The sequence below is a fragment of the Citrobacter sp. Awk 2 genome (genome assembly GCF_028069815.1).
Taxonomy (GTDB): Bacteria; Pseudomonadota; Gammaproteobacteria; order Enterobacterales; family Enterobacteriaceae; genus Citrobacter.
The window spans coordinates 15022-33562 of the sequence record NZ_JANEWL010000045.1; the positions used below are offsets into that span (position 1 = coordinate 15022).

Here is an 18541-nt window from a genome sequence, read left to right on the forward strand (position 1 = left end):
GAAAGTAGAAAATACTGAATTACTTAACTTTGCAATCAATCAAAGGGCGGTGGGGCCAACACTTCACGATTGCCATTATGTCCCTGCTCGCTGACAATTCCCTGCGCTTCCATCTGTTCGATGATGCGCGCCGCACGGTTATAACCAATGCGGAACTGGCGCTGGACGCCGGAGATGGAAGCTTTGCGTTTCTGGGTAACAAAATTCACCGCCTGATCGAACAACGGATCCAGTTCTTCCCCACCGTCAAAACCACCGCCGCCACCTTCACTTTCGGTGTCCGAGGTGATGCCTTCCACGTACTGTGGACGGCCACGCGCTTTCCAGTCCTGGACGACCGCGTGAACCTCTTCATCGCGCACAAAGGCACCATGTACACGCACCGGAATCGTTGAGTTTGGTGCAGAATAGAGCATATCGCCCATGCCCAACAGGGATTCAGCGCCACCCTGATCAAGAATGGTACGAGAGTCAATTTTGCTCGAGACAGTAAACGCTATACGCGTCGGGATATTTGCTTTGATAAGCCCAGTGATAACGTCAACTGACGGACGCTGGGTTGCCAGCACCAGGTGGATACCTGCCGCACGCGCTTTTTGCGCCAGACGGGCGATCAGTTCTTCCACTTTTTTACCGACAGTCATCATCAGATCAGCAAATTCATCGACCAGAACCACAATATACGGCTCTTTTTTCAGTACCGGATGAGTGACATCCATGCTATCGCCTGGTTTCCAGTACGGGTCCGGGATTGGACGTCCCATACGATCTGCTTCCGCAATCTTCTCGTTGTAGCCCGCAAGGTTACGCACACCCAGCGCTGACATCAGCTTATAGCGGCGTTCCATTTCATTAACGCTCCAGCGCAAGGCATTGGCTGCGTCTTTCATATCCGTAACAACTTCAGTCAACAGATGCGGGATACCTTCATAAACCGACAGCTCGAGCATTTTCGGGTCGATCATGATAAAGCGAACATCTTCCGGCTGCGCCTTGTAGAGCATGCTGAGGATCATGGCGTTGACCCCAACAGATTTACCTGACCCCGTAGTACCTGCCACCAACAGATGCGGCATCTTCGCCAAATCGGCAGTCACTGGTTCACCAGCAATGTCCTTGCCGAGAACGACAGTAAGCGGTGACGGATTATCACGGAATTTCGCGTTATCCAGTACTTCACGCAGATAGACGGTCTGGCGTTTTTTGTTCGGTAATTCCAGTCCTACATACGGTTTACCTGGAATAACCTCCACTACACGAACTGCCGCAGTGGATAGCGAGCGCGCCAGATCTCGGGAGAGGTTAGAAATACGCGCAGCTTTAACACCCGGTGCCAGATTTAACTCAAAACGGGTAATGACCGGTCCGGGCGAGTAGTTCACCACATCGGCTTTAATACGGAAATCGGCCAGACGCGCTTCCACCAGACGCGCCATTTGCTCCAGCGCGAATGTATCTATTGGCTCAACTTCCGCCGGTGGTGGGGTGAGCAAATCCAGCGATGGCAGCAGCGTCGTCGGACGCTGTACAGGGCGGCTGTCGCCATTACGCATCAATAACGGATGGATCAGGCTTTCCTGCGGCGGTGGTGTGACAGGCTGCGATGGCTGCTGATAGTGCTGCTGCGGAGCGGCAGGCTGTGGCGGCTGCTGATAATGCTGCGGCGGTGGTGTGACAGGCTGCGATGGCTGCTGATAATGCTGCTGCGGTGCGGCAGGCTGTGGCGGCTGCTGATAATGCTGCTGCGGTGCAACAGGCTGTGGCGGCTGCTGATAATGCTGCTGCGGTGCGACAGGCTGTGGCGGCTGCTGGTAATGCTGCTGCGGTGCAACAGGCTGTGGCGGCTGCTGATAATGCTGCTGCGGTGCGACAGGCTGTTGATACTGTGGCGCAGGTTCCGGCATCACGCTGGGCGTAAACAGCGGCTCATGCGGACCTTCATCCACTAACGCTTTCATTGGTGAGAATTCAAAATCATCAAGCGAGAATGGATTCGCCCCGGCAGGCTGCGCGCCGGAATAACGTTGCTGTTGGGAAGATGCGAACTGACGCGCCAGTTCAGCTTCTGCTGCTGAATCTTCGTCATCAGCATGCGCTGTGTCATCCTGATACTCTTCGCCATAGCGATGCTGCTGCGACTGAGCAAATTGACGCGCCAGTTCATCCTGCTGCATGGCATCAATTTCATCGTCACTGTATTGCGCATCCGTATCAAGCTGCTCTTCGCGCGCTTTCTCTTCAGCCATACGTTGTGAAGGCAACTTAATGCCATATGAAGCCAACTCCCGGCGTGTCGGGACACGCACACGATTAGGACGTGGCAGTTGCGGGCCAATTCCCTCTTTCACCTGCGGACGCGGCGCACCACTCCCAGCAAGACTAAATACCGGTGCGGCAACGGCTGCACCGGCACCCAATGCAGCGTTTTTCGCCCCTGCAGCCAACGGCGCTGCGGCAGCCACAGACTCAACGGGAGGTATGGATGCAGCAGGCATAGACGGTGCAACGGGTTTCACCCGCTCAGGCTCTTGTACAGGTTCTGGAATCGGCTGATACCAGGCAGCTAGCTGCTCACGCTCACGCGCACGTTTTTCTTCCACTTCTTCAAAATAGTAGAGCGGTGGACGTGCTGGTTTCACCTCTTCAACGACAGGTTCAGGCTCGGCAACCGGCGGCTGTTCCACCACGGGCTGCTGATGAACCACGGGTTGTTGCTGCACGGTGTCTTGCTGATAGACAAGCTGCGGTTCAAGCGGCGCACTCTGCTGGTAAACCGGTTCTGGTTGCCAGGCGTGTTCCACCACCGGCTCAGGTGCTTGCCACGGCATTGCCGGTTGCGGCATCGTCGGCTGTTCATAGCCAGCTTCGGCAACTGGCGGTACAGAATATGGCATCTGCGGTTCAACCGGTGCGGGTTGCTGCCAGGGTTCATAAGGCTGAACCGGAGGCTGTGCGTACTGAACGGGCTGTGGGTAACCTTCCGGTGCTGGCGCGATAACCGCTTCACCGGTTTGCGGAGCCGGTGCAGATTGCCATGCCACAGCAGGAACGGGTTGTTCTAAAACGGCTCCCGGTACTGGCGCAGGTTGCAACAGCGGGTCGACTGGCGCACTCCAGGCCTGAGTTGCCGCAGTGGCCGCTGCCGCGGTGACCGGCTCAGTCACTGAATGGCCGTTTAATAGCGGGTCGAATTCATCGTATTCAGGCAATGTGGCACGGTTGCCAGAGAACAAGACATCGTTAGGATCGGCTACAACGCCACGCGCGCTGTATTCAATTTCATCCTCATCATCCATGCGCTTGCCGGAGAACAGCGCGGCATCAGTGTGACGCCCAAGTGGATTGGTAAACTTCTCTGCCAGCCGTTTACGGCGCGCTAACGCTCCGCGCAGAATACGTGCCCGTCGGGATTCATGTGGGGTGCCATCAACGGCGTCGACAGACTCTTCATCATCGTCATATTCTTCGTCATCAACCCAGGTATCATCGCGACGAGTACGATTGCTGGCAAATGTCAGGATATTCAGTAACCAGCCGCCCAGTTTCTCGGCAATGCTCACCCATGACCAGCCAGTAAACAGCGTTAAACCCGCGGCCCAGATACATAACAGCGCAAGCGTACCACCACTGCTGTGCAACAAGGGTTGCAGCGTGGTACTGAGCAGGCTGCCAATAACGCCGCCAGAGGCAAAATACCAGATGTCATCGGCATTGATTGCGGCAAGCCCGCAAGAGGTGAGGATCAGCGCCAGAACGCCAATAATACGCAGCGATACGGCGAAGTAATCGACGTATTCGTCGCTGGCCTGATGTCGCCAGGCAAACCAGCAACCACCGACGATTATCACGGGGATAGTGTAAGCCATGACACCAAAAATAAAGAACAGCGTATCCGCCAGCCATGCTCCGGGTATTCCGCCCAGATTATGGATAGGCTCGTGCCATGCGGTTTGCGACCAACTGGGGTCCGAAGGGTTAAAGCTGAGTAAGGCAGCCATCAACCAGACGGCAAAAAGGGCAATAAGAATCAGCAACGCTTCCAGAAGTCGGCGCCCGCTGCTTAACTTCGTCAATGTGACGTCTTTGTCTTCAGTGTATTCCTGGCTCAAAAACGGCTCTCCAGGTTTCAGGCTTTTCCTGCCCGATGCTAAAACGGACAACAGCACCGGGTTACCCCGGCACTGTTGCTGTATGGATTAACAGGAGTGTAATCAAACTGCGTCGATTTTGCACCTGTTCCGTGTTAGCGCGTCTTAATTACCAGACGATTGCTCTGTTTGACTTCTTCCATTACCACGTAAGTACGTGTGTCATTCACGCCAGGCAGACGCAGCAGGGTTTCCCCCAGCAGCTTACGGTATGCCGACATATCCGGTACGCGTGTTTTCAGCAGATAGTCGAAATCACCGGAAACCAAATGACACTCTTGAATTTCTTCAAGTTTTTGTACTGCAGAGTTAAATTGCTCAAACACATCCGGGGCGCCACGATTCAGAGTAATCTCAACAAAAACCAGAAGTGATGCATCCAGATAATGCGGGTTCAACAGCGCTGTATAGCCCTGAATAAAACCCTGTCTTTCCAACCGACGCACACGCTCAAGGCAGGGCGTTGGAGAAAGTCCCACTCGTTTTGAAAGCTCGACGTTAGAAATACGCCCATCCTTTTGCAGCTCATTAAGAATGTTACGATCGATACGGTCGAGATCTTTGCCAGGGCGCTTCTTACTATCTACCATTATTATTGTCTCTCTGTATTCCTTCCCTACTCCTGCCTGACTCTACTAACATCACTGTTCAGAGTCGCTACCCATCACAATAAACCGCAACCCAGAGGGATTTACGGTGCGCAATGCCTGGGTTTATGGTGAGAAGACCGTTGCCTGTCGGCGGCTATCGACATCACGAATGGCATCTGTCCACACCATGCGTAGATTTCACTAACCCGGTAAACATGGTATCTACATGCATGATTATGCAGCATATACATGACACAGTTTTTTTCTTCCTTGAATGTTTTCGCAAAACAGCAGGTGATTGTCAAAGCAAAACATCGATTTTTAGTACAACATGCCAGTTATTCATTGGGAGTGATGGAAAATCGTCATTTTATCACCTTATAACTGACCAATTTTAAGTAGAAATCATTATACCCCCGCCATACTTCACGTTGTCTATGCGTTGGCTTCACGCGTCCCCAACTCGAATGAGTTAGAGAAGTGTACGGCCCTCAATTTTGCCCGTCATCGGTTTCCGCTATTACACATATTGTTAACAAAATCGCCATACTCTTTTTTTACGTCTGCAAATTCCCTACAATCCTGCCCATTGCCTACCAACAACTATGGGGATCTCATGGGCACGACCAAACACAGTAAACTTCTTATTCTGGGTTCAGGCCCTGCGGGCTATACCGCCGCCGTCTACGCTGCGCGCGCAAACCTGCAGCCGGTGCTGATTACCGGTATGGAAAAAGGCGGTCAACTGACCACCACAACAGAAGTGGAGAACTGGCCTGGCGATCCAAACGATCTCACTGGCCCACTGCTGATGGAGCGCATGCACGAGCACGCAACGAAATTTGAAACGGAGATCATCTTCGATCACATCAGTAAGGTTGATCTGCAAAACCGTCCTTTCCGTCTCACCGGAGACAGCGGCGAATACACCTGTGACGCACTGATCATCGCCACTGGCGCTTCAGCACGCTATCTGGGCTTACCTTCAGAAGAAGCCTTTAAAGGCCGCGGTGTCTCCGCCTGCGCAACCTGCGACGGTTTCTTCTATCGTAACCAAAAAGTTGCGGTGATCGGCGGCGGCAACACCGCGGTGGAAGAAGCGTTATACCTGGCGAATATCGCCTCCGAAGTTCACTTGATTCATCGCCGCGACAGTTTCCGTGCCGAGAAAATCCTCATCAAACGTTTGATGGATAAAGTTGAAAACGGCAACATCGTGCTGCACACGCATCGCACACTGGAAGAGGTGACTGGCGATCAAATGGGTGTAACCGGATTGCGTCTGCGCGATACGCAAAATACTGACAACGTTGAATCTCTCGACGTCGCCGGATTGTTTGTCGCCATCGGCCACAGCCCGAACACGGCTATTTTCGATGGTCAACTTGAACTGGAAAACGGCTATATCAAAGTTCAGTCCGGTATTCACGGCAATGCGACACAAACCAGCATTCCTGGTGTGTTCGCTGCCGGTGACGTGATGGACCATATTTATCGTCAGGCGATTACCTCAGCTGGCACAGGTTGTATGGCCGCCCTGGACGCTGAACGTTATCTCGACGGTCTGGCGGACGCCTGCAAATAGTTTTTACAAATCAGTAACAAAAGTAAAAAAGGCGACTATAAGTCGCCTTTATTTTTGCCCCGTTGTAACATTGTCCTGCCCAAAAATTCCAATAACTCACCTGCTAAGCGTGCAATGAATAAAACCCGTCAAAAAGAGCTTACCCGCTGGTTAAAACAGCAAAGTGTCATTTCTCAACGCTGGCTGAATATTTCACGCCTGTTGGGGTTCGTGAGTGGCCTGTTAATTGTCGCTCAGGCCTGGCTCATGGCTCGGATTCTGCAGCACATGATCATGGAAAATATTCCCCGTGAAGCGCTGCTGTTCCCTTTCGTCGTGCTGGTCTTGATTTTTATCCTGCGGGCGTGGGTTGTCTGGTTACGTGAGCGAATAGGGTTTCACGCGGGCCAACATATTCGTTTTGAGATTCGTCGCCAGGTTCTGGACCGTCTGCAACAAGCGGGGCCAGCATGGATACAGGGGAAGCCTGCCGGAAGCTGGGCCACGCTGATTCTGGAACAGATTGACGATATGCATGACTACTATGCGCGTTATTTGCCGCAAATGGCGCTTGCGGTTTGCGTCCCGTTATTGATTGTGGCTGCCGTTTTCCCGTCAAACTGGGTTGCAGCCCTTATCCTGTTGGGAACCGCACCACTGATCCCTCTGTTTATGGCGATGGTCGGTATGGGCGCTGCCGATGCCAACCGGCGTAACTTTCAGGCACTTGCCCGACTCAGCGGTCACTTCCTCGATCGCTTGCGCGGCATGGAAACACTGAGAATTTTTGGTCGCGGCGAAGCGGAGACGGAAAGCATCCGGGCTGCATCGCAGGATTTCCGTCAGCGCACGATGGAAGTGCTTCGCCTGGCATTCCTCTCTTCGGGCGTGCTGGAGTTTTTCACTTCGCTCTCCATTGCCCTGGTAGCCGTGTACTTCGGTTTTTCTTATCTTGGCGAGCTTGATTTCGGCCACTACGGAACCGGCGTCACGCTGGCGGCAGGTTTCCTGGCGCTGATTCTGGCACCGGAATTTTTCCAGCCGCTGCGCGACCTGGGGACGTTTTACCATGCCAAGGCGCAAGCGGTAGGCGCTGCCGACAGTCTGAAAACGTTCATGGAAACCCCGCTCGCGCATCCTGAGCGTGGCGATATTGAGCTGGCGACCAAAGACGCGGTTGCAATTGAAGCCGAAGATCTGATCATCACCTCACCCGAAGGCAAAATTCTGGCTGGCCCGCTTAACTTCTCCCTACCTGCAGGCCAGCGCGCGGTGCTGGTTGGGCGTAGTGGGTCCGGTAAGAGCTCGTTGCTGAATGTCCTGTCCGGTTTTCTCTCGTATCAGGGCTCATTGCGTATTAATGGCTTTGAACTTCGTGACTTGTCGCCTGACGCCTGGCGTAAACAACTCTCATGGGTTGGGCAAAACCCGCAGCTTCCGGCTGCTACATTGCGCGAAAATGTGCTGCTGGCATGCCCTGATGCCAGCGAAGAACAGCTACAGGCCGCGCTCGATAGCGCCTGGGTCAGTGAGTTTTTACCGCTGCTTCCTCAGGGTGTGGATACCCCTGTAGGCGACCAGGCAGGTCGACTTTCTGTCGGACAAGCACAGCGCGTTGCCGTTGCCCGCGCCTTACTCAACCCGTGTCAGTTACTGCTGCTCGACGAACCCGCAGCCAGTCTGGATGCACACAGCGAACAACGCGTGATGCAGGCGTTGAATGCGGCATCGCGCCGCCAGAGCACACTGATGGTTACGCACCAGTTGGAAGATCTTGCCGACTGGGACGCCATCTGGGTCATGCAAGACGGTCAGATTGTCGAACAAGGTACCTATGCGCAACTTAGCGCAGCCAACGGGGCTTTTGCGACATTACTGGCTCACCGTCAGGAGGACATCTAAATGCGCGCTTTGCTACCCTATCTGACGCTGTATAAACGTCATAAATGGATGTTAACACTGGGGATCGTTCTGGCGATCGTCACATTATTGGCAAGCATTGGTTTGCTGACGCTTTCAGGCTGGTTCCTGTCTGCTTCCGCCGTTGTCGGTGTCACCGGGATCTACAGTTTTAACTACATGCTCCCGGCAGCTGGCGTTCGCGGGGCGGCAATTACCCGAACCGCAGGTCGTTATTTCGAACGACTGGTCAGTCACGATGCGACGTTTCGTGTATTGCAGCATTTGCGTATTTACACCTTCAGCAAATTGCTGCCGCTCTCCCCTGCCGGGCTCGCCCGATACGGCCAGGGCGAACTGCTCAACCGCGTTGTGGCGGATGTCGACACGCTCGATCATCTCTATTTACGCGTGCTCTCCCCGCTGGTTGGCGCGTTTGTCGTTATTGTGGTGGTCACGCTAGGATTGAGCGTTCTCGATCTCACGCTCGCCATCACCCTTGGCGGCATTATGCTGCTGACTCTGTTTATCTTGCCTCCGTTGTTTTACCAGGCAGGTAAAAGCACCGGGCAGAACCTGACGCATCTGCGAGGGCAATATCGTCAGCAGTTGACCTCCTGGTTACAGGGTCAGGCTGAGCTGACCATTTTTGGTGCCAGCGATCGCTATCGCACACAAATGGAAACCACCGAATTACAGTGGCACGAAGCGCAGCGTCGTCAGTCCGAATTAACGGCCTTGTCTCAGGCTGTCATGCTGCTGATTGGCGCTCTGGCTGTAGTGATGATGTTATGGATGGCTTCAGGTGGCGTAGGTGGAAACACACAACCCGGCGCACTGATAGCGTTGTTTGTATTCTGCGCGCTGGCCGCTTTCGAAGCGCTGGCCCCTGTTACCGGCGCATTTCAACATCTCGGCCAGGTGATTGCTTCAGCACTACGTATTACCGAGCTGACAGAGCAGAAACCGGAAGTCACCTTCCCGGATACGGAAGCTACCGTTTCGGAACAAATTACTCTGACATTGCGTGAGGTGTCTTTCAGCTATCCTGGGCAAACACAAAAAGCGCTGGACACCCTTTCTTTGCTCGCTAAACCTGGTGAACACATTGCGATTCTGGGTCGGACAGGCTGTGGGAAATCAACGTTACTGCAATTATTAACCCGTGCATGGGATCCACAAAGCGGCGAAATCCTGATTAACGATCATCCGATTTCAACGCTGAACGAAGCCGCTTTACGCCAATGCATCAGCGTCGTGCCACAGCGAGTGCATCTGTTCAGTGCGACATTGCGCGATAACCTGCTGCTGGCTGCGCCACACGCCAGCGATGAAGCGCTATCCGGGATGCTGTGCCGTGTCGGTCTGGAAAAACTGCTTGAAGGTGATGGTCTCAATGCCTGGCTGGGTGAAGGCGGTCGTCAGCTTTCAGGCGGAGAGCTACGCCGTTTGGCTATCGCGCGAGCCTTGCTGCACGATGCGCCGCTGATGCTTCTGGATGAACCTACTGAAGGTCTGGATGCGACAACGGAAAGTCAAATGCTTGAATTGATTAACGATGTGATGCGCAATAAAACCGTACTCATGGTCACACATCGCCTGCGCGGACTGTCGCGATTTAATCAAATAATAGTGATGGACAACGGACACATAATTGAGCAAGGTAATCACGCAGATCTGTTAGCCAGGCAGGGGCGTTATTACCAGTTTAAGCAACGTCTGTAAGCTATTATTGAACGATCCGACTCGCGTAGTGGAGTTTCGCTGTCATGCGCCTGGTACAACTGTCCCGCCATTCTATCGCCTTCCCCTCACCGGAAGGCGCTTTACGCGAGCCTAACGGTTTATTAGCGCTGGGGGGCGATCTCAGCCCTGCCCGCCTGCTAATGGCCTACCAACGCGGTATTTTCCCGTGGTTTTCCCCTGGCGACCCTATTCTCTGGTGGTCGCCCGACCCACGCGCCATTCTTTGGCCTGACAAATTTCACATAAGTCGCAGCATGAAGCGCTTTCATAAACACTCACCGTATCGCGTGACGCTTAATTACGCGTTTGGTCAGGTCATTGAAGGATGTGCAAACGACCGGGAAGAAGGCACCTGGATAACGCATGATGTCGTGGATGCCTATCATCGGTTGCATGAACTTGGACACGCGCACTCTATTGAAGTATGGCGACAAAATGAATTAGTCGGCGGGATGTACGGTGTTGCGCAAGGTACCCTTTTCTGCGGTGAGTCGATGTTCAGTCGCCAGGAAAATGCATCCAAAACCGCACTGCTTGTTTTTTGCGCTGAATTTATTCGTCAGGGCGGAAAATTAATCGATTGCCAGGTGTTAAATACCCACACCGCGTCACTGGGAGCCATTGAGACTCCGCGCAGGGACTACCTTGAACATTTAAGCAGGCTTCGCCAGCAGCGCCTACCGAGCCACTTCTGGGTGCCCAGGACGTTATTTTCGCCTCAGGAGTGAATGTTTTCGGCACATTTTTTGTCGGGGTGTTATAATTGGTGCCGCAGAGTCGGTTTAGCCCATTACCCCGCCGCCGTTAAGGAACAGTTCGCGTCAGGCAACGCCTATCGTTTATCTCATCGTTCCCTTACACGTTGCGCTTTTAGTGCGGCTTTGTTGTGTGCGGTTAGAGTAATGCGCCAAACCCGATTTGCTGCGTTTTAAACGCACAAATCTTTACTTATTAAAAGAACTTCGGCATTATCTTGCCGGTTCAAATTACGGTAGTGATACCCCAGAGGATTAGATGGCCAAAGAAGACAATATTGAAATGCAGGGTACCGTTCTCGATACGTTACCTAATACCATGTTCCGCGTAGAGTTAGAAAACGGTCACGTGGTTACTGCACACATCTCCGGTAAAATGCGTAAAAACTATATCCGCATCCTGACGGGCGACAAAGTGACTGTTGAACTAACCCCGTACGACCTGAGCAAAGGCCGCATTGTCTTCCGTAGTCGCTGATTGTTTTAACGCCCGAATGGCGTCCAGATAATAAAAGGTCGGTTTAACCGGCCTTTTTTGTTGGCTGATATTACGTATTTAATCCTCGTTCATTCGTGCATATTCTTCCGTGAGGAAATCCACCAATGCACGAACCGACGGCAATAACCCCCTGCGCGATGGAAAGACCGCGTGAATGATCTCTCGCTTTGGTTCCCAACCGTCCAGTAATGCCACCAGCTCGCCCGCCGCTATTTGCTCTTTTACCATCAATTGCGGGAGCTGAACGACCCCTACACCGGCCACTGCCGCTTCGCGTAAAGCCAGCATGTCGGTAGTGATCATACGCGGTGTGAAATGCACCTCCGCACGCGCGCCCTGTGGGCCAAATAATTCCCAGCGATGCACATGCTTACCTGTGGCCAGGCTCAGACCCGGCCATCGGGTCAGCTCCGCTGGCGCATGTAAAGTGCCCATCTGCTCGATCAATCGCGGGCTGGCATATAGGCGATGCCCCCTGTCTGCAAGTACACGCATAACCAGATCGCTATCCTCAAAAGGACGGGGTCTGACGCGAATCGCAACATCAAGGCCTTCACCTACTACGTCAACCCGACGATTTGTAGCCTCAAGCTGCACGGATACATCGGGATAACGTGCCATAAAACGGGCGAGCATGGAGCCGACATGCACGTGCAGTAAAGTGACCGGACAGGTCAGCTTCACAATACCTCGCGGCTCTACCTGCAACGCCGCGATGGCATCCTGCGCTGCCTGCGCTTCCACCAGCATAGCCTTACAGTGTTCGTAGAACGTTTGCCCAACTTCAGTAACATTAAACTGCCGGGTGGTTCGCTGAATCAACCGCACCCCCAGCCTCTCCTCCAGTTGTGCAATTCGGCGGCTCAGTTTTGATTTCGGTTCATCGAGCGCCCGACCGGCCGCAGCGAATCCTCCCTCTTCAACTACGTGAACAAACCACGCGAAATCATTGAGATCCGGCTTAGTCATCTTATTGTCCTATTTATGAGACGGTGAAGGCTATTTTAGCTACTACTCAGTTCTCTGTCATGAATATAAGCTTATTCACATCAAGATAACGCCACTGAGGAGATACATATGAAACAAGTAACAGGCGTCTACACCGCACCTCGCCCACACTGGGTTGGCGATGGATTCCCGGTTCGCTCGATGTTCTCTTACCAGTCTCATGCTGAACAGTTAAGTCCGTTCCTGCTGCTGGATTACGCCGGGCCACATACCTTCACCCCAGGTAATGAAAAACGTGGCGTGGGCGAACACCCTCACCGTGGTTTCGAAACGGTGACCATCGTTTACAGCGGTGAAGTTGAACATCGTGACTCAACTGGCCGCGGGGGGATTATCGGCCCAGGCGACGTGCAGTGGATGACTGCAGGTGCAGGCATATTACACGAAGAATTCCATTCTCCGGAATTTACCCGGAAGGGTGGTGAGCTGGAAATGGTGCAACTATGGGTCAACCTGCCGGCAAAAGACAAAATGGCCGTGCCGGGTTATCAGGGCATCACCAGCGATGTTATCCCCACGGTTGCTCTGCCTGATGACGCAGGAAGTGTTCGCGTTATTGCGGGTAGCTACGAGGATATAAAAGGGCCAGCACATACCTTCTCGCCACTGAACGTCTGGGATATGCGCCTGCAACGTAATCACCAGCTTACGTTGTCCCAGCCGGAAGGATGGAGCACCGCCCTGGTGGTATTGAAAGGCAATATCACCGTCAACGGCACCACGCCAGCCAGCGAAGCGCAACTGGTGGTGCTAAGCCAGCAAGGGAAAACGCTGCACATTGAAGCCACCAGCGATGCCATCGTGCTGCTGCTGTCTGGCGAACCGTTAAACGAACCGATTGTGGGTTACGGTCCGTTTGTAATGAACACGAAACAAGAAATCGCAGAAGCCGTACGCGATTTTAACTCCGGCCGCTTTGGCCAAATCTGAATCAAAGGAGAATACTATGTCCAGTCCTGCAAACTTTAATGGTTCACGCCCGGTCATCGATGTAAATGATTCCGTTATGTTGCTTATCGATCACCAAAGCGGACTTTTCCAGACCGTAGGTGATATGCCAATGCCTGAACTGCGTGCACGTGCTGCCGCACTGGCTAAAATGGCCTCTCTGGCGAAGATGCCGGTGATTACCACCGCATCAGTACCGCAGGGACCGAACGGTCCGTTGATCCCTGAGATCCACGCCAATGCGCCGCACGCCCAATACGTGGCGCGTAAAGGTGAAATCAACGCCTGGGATAACGAAGATTTTGTTAAAGCCGTGAAAGCGACCGGTCGTAAGACGCTGATTATCGCCGGTACTATCACCAGTGTTTGCATGGCTTTCCCAGCCATTAGTGCGGTTGCTGAAGGTTACAAAGTGTTCGCAGTTATCGATGCTTCCGGCACCTACAGTAAAATGGCGCAGGAAATTACCCTGGCACGTGTTGTTCAGGCAGGTGTAGTACCGATGGATACCGCCGCAGTTGCTTCTGAGTTGCAGGGAACATGGAACCGTGAAGATGCCGCAGAGTGGGCAGAAGTGTACACAAAAGTATTCCCGGCATATCAGTTGCTGATTGAGAGCTACAGCAAAGCTCAGGAAGTCATCACCAACGGTGAAAAACTGGACTCTCAGCGCTAATCCTCTCCCCCACGCCCGTCCGGGTGGGGGAATATGTACATTGCGTAACCAAACGAATATGAACATGTAAATTCTGCTTGACCGTTTTAGCGCAACTCCCTATAGTAGCGCCCCGTTGCCCCCCAAGCGGTCAGGCAGCAATACAATATGGTGAGGTGTCCGAGTGGCTGAAGGAGCACGCCTGGAAAGTGTGTATACGGCAACGTATCCGGGGTTCGAATCCCCGCCTCACCGCCATATTTTAAGAAGAGCTCGTACGCAAGTACGGGCTTTTTTTTCGCATATTTCACAGCCTGGCGGGGATGAGAAGCCCGGACCGGGTTCGACTACTGGCGCAGCCAGTTGGACAGACTGAGCGCGCAGCGAACAGGCTGCCCGCAGGGCGAGCGAAGCGAGTCAATCCCCCCCTCACCGCCATATTCGAGAAAGAGCTCTTACGTAAGTACGGGCTTTTTTTTTCGCATGTTGCGCACCAGTGGGGGGGGTAAATCCCCCACTGTATGATGAATGCTTTCCGATATGTTCGGAGTGCTTTTATTGCGTACTTAGCTTATTTTAATATCATCCCAATCGATATCTTCCTCTTCTTGATCATTACTTATTACAACATCACGAGGAACATCTTTTTTGATAACGGCATAGACAGTAGCCGTAACAAATATATTAACCAGCAATGCCATAATACCGGCCATTGGATGTGACATTGTAGGAATCATCAAAACACCACCAAAAGGCACTGTTGCATCTGCGCCATAAACCATAGTGATTGCACCACCACAAGCACCGCCGATTGCTGCAGCAGCAATACCACGAACGATATCATTCATAACTATGGGTATAGATCCTTCAACAATATTCACGACCCCCATAGGAACTGCCGATTTTAACATTTCGATTTCTTCGTTATTATAAATATTTTTGCGAAGAAGTTTGGCAATAAAGAATGCAAGCCCAAAACCGATAGGTGTTGCCGTGTTAACTAACTGCAGGGCTGTAATTGGCTCATTTATACCCTGCGCCTGGAGTGTTAAGACAAATGCAAAACACGTTTTATTGATTGGACCGCCAAAGTCAACGATACACAACGCCCCTATAACAGCACCTAATAGTAAATTAGATGAAGTTCCCATACTTCTCAGGAACGATGTCAGAGCGTCTGTAAAAATACCAATAGGCGTACCGATGATATAAACCATAATCAGGGCACTGAGAACGGATGCAAAAAATGGCACAATCAATGTGGGCATTAAACCCCGAGCCCAATCAGGCACCTTCATATTTTTAATGATAGCAAGAGCAATATACCCGGAAATGTAGCCGCCGATCATGCCACCAATGAAACCCGCACCAATGGCATTAGCGGCCAGACCTACAACAAAACCTGGGGCAATACCGGGCTTACCCGCGATAGAACCGGAAATCCCGATAGCAATAACAACGGGTAATAGTCCGAGCGCCTTGGCCCCCATGGTAGCGAAGGCCTGCCACAGATCAAATTGACCCGGTACTAAAGTATCCTGAACCGTCCCTCCAAGCCCCATACCAATTGCAATAATAAATCCAGCACCACAAACAATGGGAATCAAAAATGAGATGGCAGTCAGCAGATGCCCCTTAGGATTTGCTGCTTTCCATAATTCTTTTATATTCATAAATTACGCCCTTTAATTTATATAGGATACGCATAGGTAAAAGTTATGAATTTACTAATTCACTGAGTTTTTCAATAAGCTTATTGGGAGATTTAACTGCCATTTCAGTTGGCACTCTGACTACTTTCTTTCCCGCGAACCTTTCTTCACCAGAAACCTTAACGTCGGCGGCTAACAGGACAATGTCGGCTTGTGCGATCTCATCAGCGGTTAAGGCATTCTCGATACCTATAGTGCCTTGTGTTTCAATCTTGACATTATGCCCTGCTTTTTTCGCAGCTATTTCAATTTTCTTTTGTGCAATATATGTATGTGCAATACCTACAGTACAAGCTGTAACGCCAACAATATTCATAACTATTCTCCAGAATTTAATTATTTGCTACGCTATGGCAGAGGTGTTGATTAAATTAAGCGTTGATGCCTTCATCTTCAGGGATCAAAAGTTCGATGATTTTCTGAGGATCATTTTCTTTCAGCAATTTTTCTATTATCTCTTCATCTGCTAATGAGCCAGAGACTTGTGATAGTAATCGGATATGAGTTGCATTTTGATCCACCAGACAAACAGCAAATAAAATAATGCAACGAACATCACTACCATCCATTGTTTCCCAGGGTATGTGATGTTGGGTTCGTCCAATAGCCAATGCCGTACGGGCTACTCCTGAGGATTTCCCATGTGGGATCGCAATATGATTTTCGAACCCAGTGGAGCCTTGTTCCTCGCGTAGCCAGACATCTTTTAGAAAATCATTTTTACTGATGACAACCCCATCAAGTACTAATAATTCAGTTAATTCTTCAATTGCTTCTTCTTTTGTTTTAGCCATCATATTTAGCTTAATGTTTTTTGCATTAAGCACATCCGAAATATTCATAACTCACCTTCATTAATATAATAGGGTTACAGCGCCCTCAACCGAATAAATCAAGAGCGAGAGCAAAGAGACAGATCGGTTAAATAGACTCTTTACCCTGAGTAATGGCTTAATACGGTTGAGCGCGCTGTAATTTTAGGCAGCGACTTCGCGCTGGTAGATATCGACCATTTTATCCCAGGCATCACTGACATTATCCGCCAGGGAGAACAGGCCTGAGGTTCCCACGATAAAGACATCAACGCCCGACTGGGAAATGACATTGAAGGTTTTCTCGTTGCAGGAGCCATCAATCTCGGTCAGATAGTGGTAACCATGCGCTTCACGCATCGCAATCAGCTGTTTGATTTTGTTGAGCGATTCCGGGATAAACTTCTGGCCTGCGTAGCCTGGATCAACCGACATGACAGTCACTTTATCCAGTAGGTGCGCGTACTCCTTAATAACATCAGCCGGAGTAGCAGGGTTCAACACCACGCCACAGCGACGACCTGCATCTTTAATCTGGTTCAACAGACGGAAGATTTTGTTATTCGCCGTCTCCGGATGGAAGCTGATAATATCGGCCCCTGCATCAATGCACATTGGAATAATATCTTCCGGGTGATTCACCATCAGATGCACATCAATCGGCACATCAGTAATTTTCTTCAGGTTCTCGATAAAGAACGGTGACAGCGTAATGTTCTTCACATAGCTACCATCCATAATATCGACATGATAAAAATCAGCCCGACCGTTCATTGCCGTAATTTGTTCTCTGAACTGCGTTAAATCCATGCACATTAACGAGGGCGAAAATTTAGCTGCCATACCTCACCTCCAAAAGAATTAATTAGTTAAACAGTGACACGACATGCCCAAGGATGATGCCCACAACGCCGAAGTCCGCATCGCCAAAGGTGGTGGATGCAAAGCCCAGGTCGCCCATTAGAGGCAGTAAGATTGCAGGCAAAAACGAAATCAGCAGACCGTGAGCAAAAGCCCCCACTACCGCGCCTCGGCGACCACCGCAGATGTTGCCGTAGACGCCCGCCGTCGCGCCGCAGAAGAAGTGCGGCACCAAACCCGGAACAATGACGCTCAAACCAAACAGTGGGCACAGGAACATACTCACCAGACCGGCGGCAAAGCTTGAAAGAAATCCGACGATCACCGCGTTTGGGGCGAATGGAAAGACAGTTGGACAGTCGAGCGCAGGTTTGGCGTCTTTCACCAGCTTGTCGGCGATACCTTTAAAGGCTGGAACAATTTCGGCAATAATCATGCGTACACCCGCAAGGATGATCCACACGCCTGCCGCAAAGGTCAGCGACTGGATAATGGCGAAGATGATAAAGTTCTGACCACCACTGATGCTGGTCTCAACAAACTCTTTGCCTGCTACCAGGACAAGAATCACAAACAAGATCATCATCGTCAGCGAGATGGCGACCGAGGAGTCTCGCAGGAAGTTCAGCGATTTCGGCACCTTCAGCTCTTCAATCGATGGGCTGCCTTTACCGATCGCTTTCCCCACCAGCGCCGACAGCAGATAGCCGGTTGAACCAAAATGACCTAGTGCCAGATCATCAGTACCGGTTATTTTGCGGGTAAACGGCTGCAGAATGGCCGGAGAGACCACCATCATGATGCCGAGGATCACCGCCCCTACCAGTATCACCCAAAATGGTGACAAGCCGCCGACGGAGAGAATGACAGCCAGCATCGCCGCCATATACAGTGTGTGGTGCCCCGTCAGAAAAATGTATTTCAGCGGCGTAATACGGGCAAGAACAATGTTAAACAACATCCCCAGCACCATGATCATTGCCGTCGCGGTACCGTAGTTTTTCTGCGCCAACGCCGCCATGGCGTCAGTATTTGGCACAACTCCCTGAATATGGAATGAGTACTCAAACAACTGGCTAAACGTTGTTAACGTAGTGGCAACAATCGCCGCACCGGATGTTAGTATCACAAAACCCATTATAGTTTTAAGAGTTCCGGAAATAACCTCGGAGACTGCTTTTTTCTGCAATAATAAACCGATCATGGAAAATAGACCGACCAGTATTGCTGGTGTACCCAATACATCATGAATAATAAACTGCAGCATAGAATGACTCCGTAGGGCCGCAAAAAATCAGTCAGAGATTCTCATAAAGAATTTCTTTAATTTTATTGTTATCCAGT

15 protein-coding genes and 1 tRNA gene are annotated in these 18541 nt (G+C 51.5%); 8 read left to right on the forward strand and 8 right to left on the reverse strand.

Translation table 11 applies throughout. From position 1 onward, the window contains the following. Positions 1-35: 35 nt before the first annotated feature. A complete protein-coding gene (gene ftsK, locus NNO02_RS12760; protein ID WP_271454949.1) occupies positions 36-4109 on the reverse strand; it encodes a DNA translocase FtsK in 4074 nt (1357 codons plus the stop codon). Between the two features lie 134 nt (positions 4110-4243). Then, entirely contained in the window at positions 4244-4738 is a 495-nt protein-coding gene (gene lrp, locus NNO02_RS12765; protein ID WP_002439523.1) for a leucine-responsive transcriptional regulator Lrp, read from the reverse strand. 616 nt (positions 4739-5354) lie between these two features. Between lrp and trxB the strand changes: the two genes are divergently transcribed. From trxB to infA, 5 genes are all read left to right on the forward strand, one after another. Next, positions 5355-6323, forward strand: a complete 969-nt coding sequence (trxB, locus tag NNO02_RS12770) for a thioredoxin-disulfide reductase (RefSeq protein WP_005123580.1) — start codon at positions 5355-5357, stop codon at positions 6321-6323. A 114-nt stretch (positions 6324-6437) separates the two neighbouring features. Continuing rightward, positions 6438-8204, forward strand: a complete 1767-nt coding sequence (gene cydD, locus NNO02_RS12775; protein WP_271454950.1) for a heme ABC transporter permease/ATP-binding protein CydD — start codon at positions 6438-6440, stop codon at positions 8202-8204. Next, entirely contained in the window at positions 8205-9926 is a 1722-nt protein-coding gene (gene cydC, locus NNO02_RS12780; protein WP_271450431.1) for a heme ABC transporter ATP-binding protein/permease CydC, read from the forward strand. Between the two features lie 44 nt (positions 9927-9970). After that, positions 9971-10675 (forward strand): leucyl/phenylalanyl-tRNA--protein transferase, encoded by a 705-nt coding sequence (gene aat, locus NNO02_RS12785; RefSeq protein WP_271440637.1) that lies wholly within the window; start codon positions 9971-9973, stop codon positions 10673-10675. Positions 10676-10961: 286 nt separating this feature from the next. After that, on the forward strand, positions 10962-11180 hold the full coding sequence (infA, locus tag NNO02_RS12800) for a translation initiation factor IF-1 (RefSeq protein ID WP_002211347.1): 219 nt from the start codon (positions 10962-10964) through the stop codon (positions 11178-11180). Positions 11181-11258: 78 nt separating this feature from the next. Here the strand turns inward: infA and NNO02_RS12805 are convergent, their stop codons facing one another. Next, a complete protein-coding gene (locus NNO02_RS12805) occupies positions 11259-12170 on the reverse strand; it encodes a LysR family transcriptional regulator (RefSeq protein WP_271454951.1) in 912 nt (303 codons plus the stop codon). A 108-nt stretch (positions 12171-12278) separates the two neighbouring features. Here NNO02_RS12805 and NNO02_RS12810 point away from each other — a divergent pair, with 108 nt between their 5' ends. The 3 genes from NNO02_RS12810 (at position 12279) to NNO02_RS12820 (ending at position 14070) form a co-directional block, all read left to right on the forward strand. After that, on the forward strand, positions 12279-13139 hold the full coding sequence (locus tag NNO02_RS12810) for a pirin family protein (RefSeq protein WP_271454952.1): 861 nt from the start codon (positions 12279-12281) through the stop codon (positions 13137-13139). A gap of 16 nt (positions 13140-13155) precedes the next feature. Then, on the forward strand, positions 13156-13833 hold the full coding sequence (locus NNO02_RS12815) for an isochorismatase family protein (protein WP_271454953.1): 678 nt from the start codon (positions 13156-13158) through the stop codon (positions 13831-13833). A 149-nt stretch (positions 13834-13982) separates the two neighbouring features. Continuing rightward, positions 13983-14070: transfer RNA gene (locus NNO02_RS12820), tRNA-Ser, on the forward strand. Between the two features lie 308 nt (positions 14071-14378). Here NNO02_RS12820 and NNO02_RS12825 read toward each other — a convergent pair. The 5 genes from NNO02_RS12825 to NNO02_RS12845 form a co-directional block, all read right to left on the reverse strand. Further along, positions 14379-15485: a PTS fructose transporter subunit IIC gene (locus NNO02_RS12825; protein ID WP_194210990.1), complete on the reverse strand. Its 1107-nt coding sequence runs from the start codon at positions 15483-15485 to the stop codon at positions 14379-14381. Positions 15486-15528: 43 nt separating this feature from the next. Beyond that, entirely contained in the window at positions 15529-15840 is a 312-nt protein-coding gene (locus NNO02_RS12830; RefSeq protein WP_194210991.1) for a PTS fructose transporter subunit IIB, read from the reverse strand. 55 nt (positions 15841-15895) lie between these two features. Then, positions 15896-16366, reverse strand: coding sequence for a PTS sugar transporter subunit IIA (locus NNO02_RS12835; protein WP_194210992.1), 471 nt, complete (start codon positions 16364-16366; stop codon positions 15896-15898). A 135-nt stretch (positions 16367-16501) separates the two neighbouring features. After that, on the reverse strand, positions 16502-17179 hold the full coding sequence (gene alsE / locus NNO02_RS12840; RefSeq protein ID WP_271454954.1) for a D-allulose 6-phosphate 3-epimerase: 678 nt from the start codon (positions 17177-17179) through the stop codon (positions 16502-16504). Between the two features lie 22 nt (positions 17180-17201). Beyond that, a complete protein-coding gene (locus NNO02_RS12845; protein WP_271454955.1) occupies positions 17202-18464 on the reverse strand; it encodes a PTS ascorbate transporter subunit IIC in 1263 nt (420 codons plus the stop codon). Between the last annotated feature and the right edge of the window lie 77 nt (positions 18465-18541).

Bases quoted from the DNA above. Each gene is read 5' to 3' on its own strand.
- trxB (WP_005123580.1), top strand. From the start codon at position 5,355: ATGGGCACGACCAAACACAGTAAACTTCTTATTCTGGGTTCAGGCCCT.
- aat (WP_271440637.1), top strand. From the start codon at position 9,971: ATGCGCCTGGTACAACTGTCCCGCCATTCTATCGCCTTCCCCTCACCG.
- lrp (WP_002439523.1), bottom strand. From the start codon at position 4,738: ATGGTAGATAGTAAGAAGCGCCCTGGCAAAGATCTCGACCGTATCGAT.
- NNO02_RS12805 (WP_271454951.1), bottom strand. From the start codon at position 12,170: ATGACTAAGCCGGATCTCAATGATTTCGCGTGGTTTGTTCACGTAGTT.
- NNO02_RS12845 (WP_271454955.1), bottom strand. From the start codon at position 18,464: ATGCTGCAGTTTATTATTCATGATGTATTGGGTACACCAGCAATACTG.
- cydD (WP_271454950.1), top strand. From the start codon at position 6,438: ATGAATAAAACCCGTCAAAAAGAGCTTACCCGCTGGTTAAAACAGCAA.
- cydC (WP_271450431.1), top strand. From the start codon at position 8,205: ATGCGCGCTTTGCTACCCTATCTGACGCTGTATAAACGTCATAAATGG.
- infA (WP_002211347.1), top strand. From the start codon at position 10,962: ATGGCCAAAGAAGACAATATTGAAATGCAGGGTACCGTTCTCGATACG.
- alsE (WP_271454954.1), bottom strand. From the start codon at position 17,179: ATGGCAGCTAAATTTTCGCCCTCGTTAATGTGCATGGATTTAACGCAG.
- NNO02_RS12830 (WP_194210991.1), bottom strand. From the start codon at position 15,840: ATGAATATTGTTGGCGTTACAGCTTGTACTGTAGGTATTGCACATACA.
- NNO02_RS12835 (WP_194210992.1), bottom strand. From the start codon at position 16,366: ATGAATATTTCGGATGTGCTTAATGCAAAAAACATTAAGCTAAATATG.
- NNO02_RS12825 (WP_194210990.1), bottom strand. From the start codon at position 15,485: ATGAATATAAAAGAATTATGGAAAGCAGCAAATCCTAAGGGGCATCTG.
- NNO02_RS12810 (WP_271454952.1), top strand. From the start codon at position 12,279: ATGAAACAAGTAACAGGCGTCTACACCGCACCTCGCCCACACTGGGTT.
- NNO02_RS12815 (WP_271454953.1), top strand. From the start codon at position 13,156: ATGTCCAGTCCTGCAAACTTTAATGGTTCACGCCCGGTCATCGATGTA.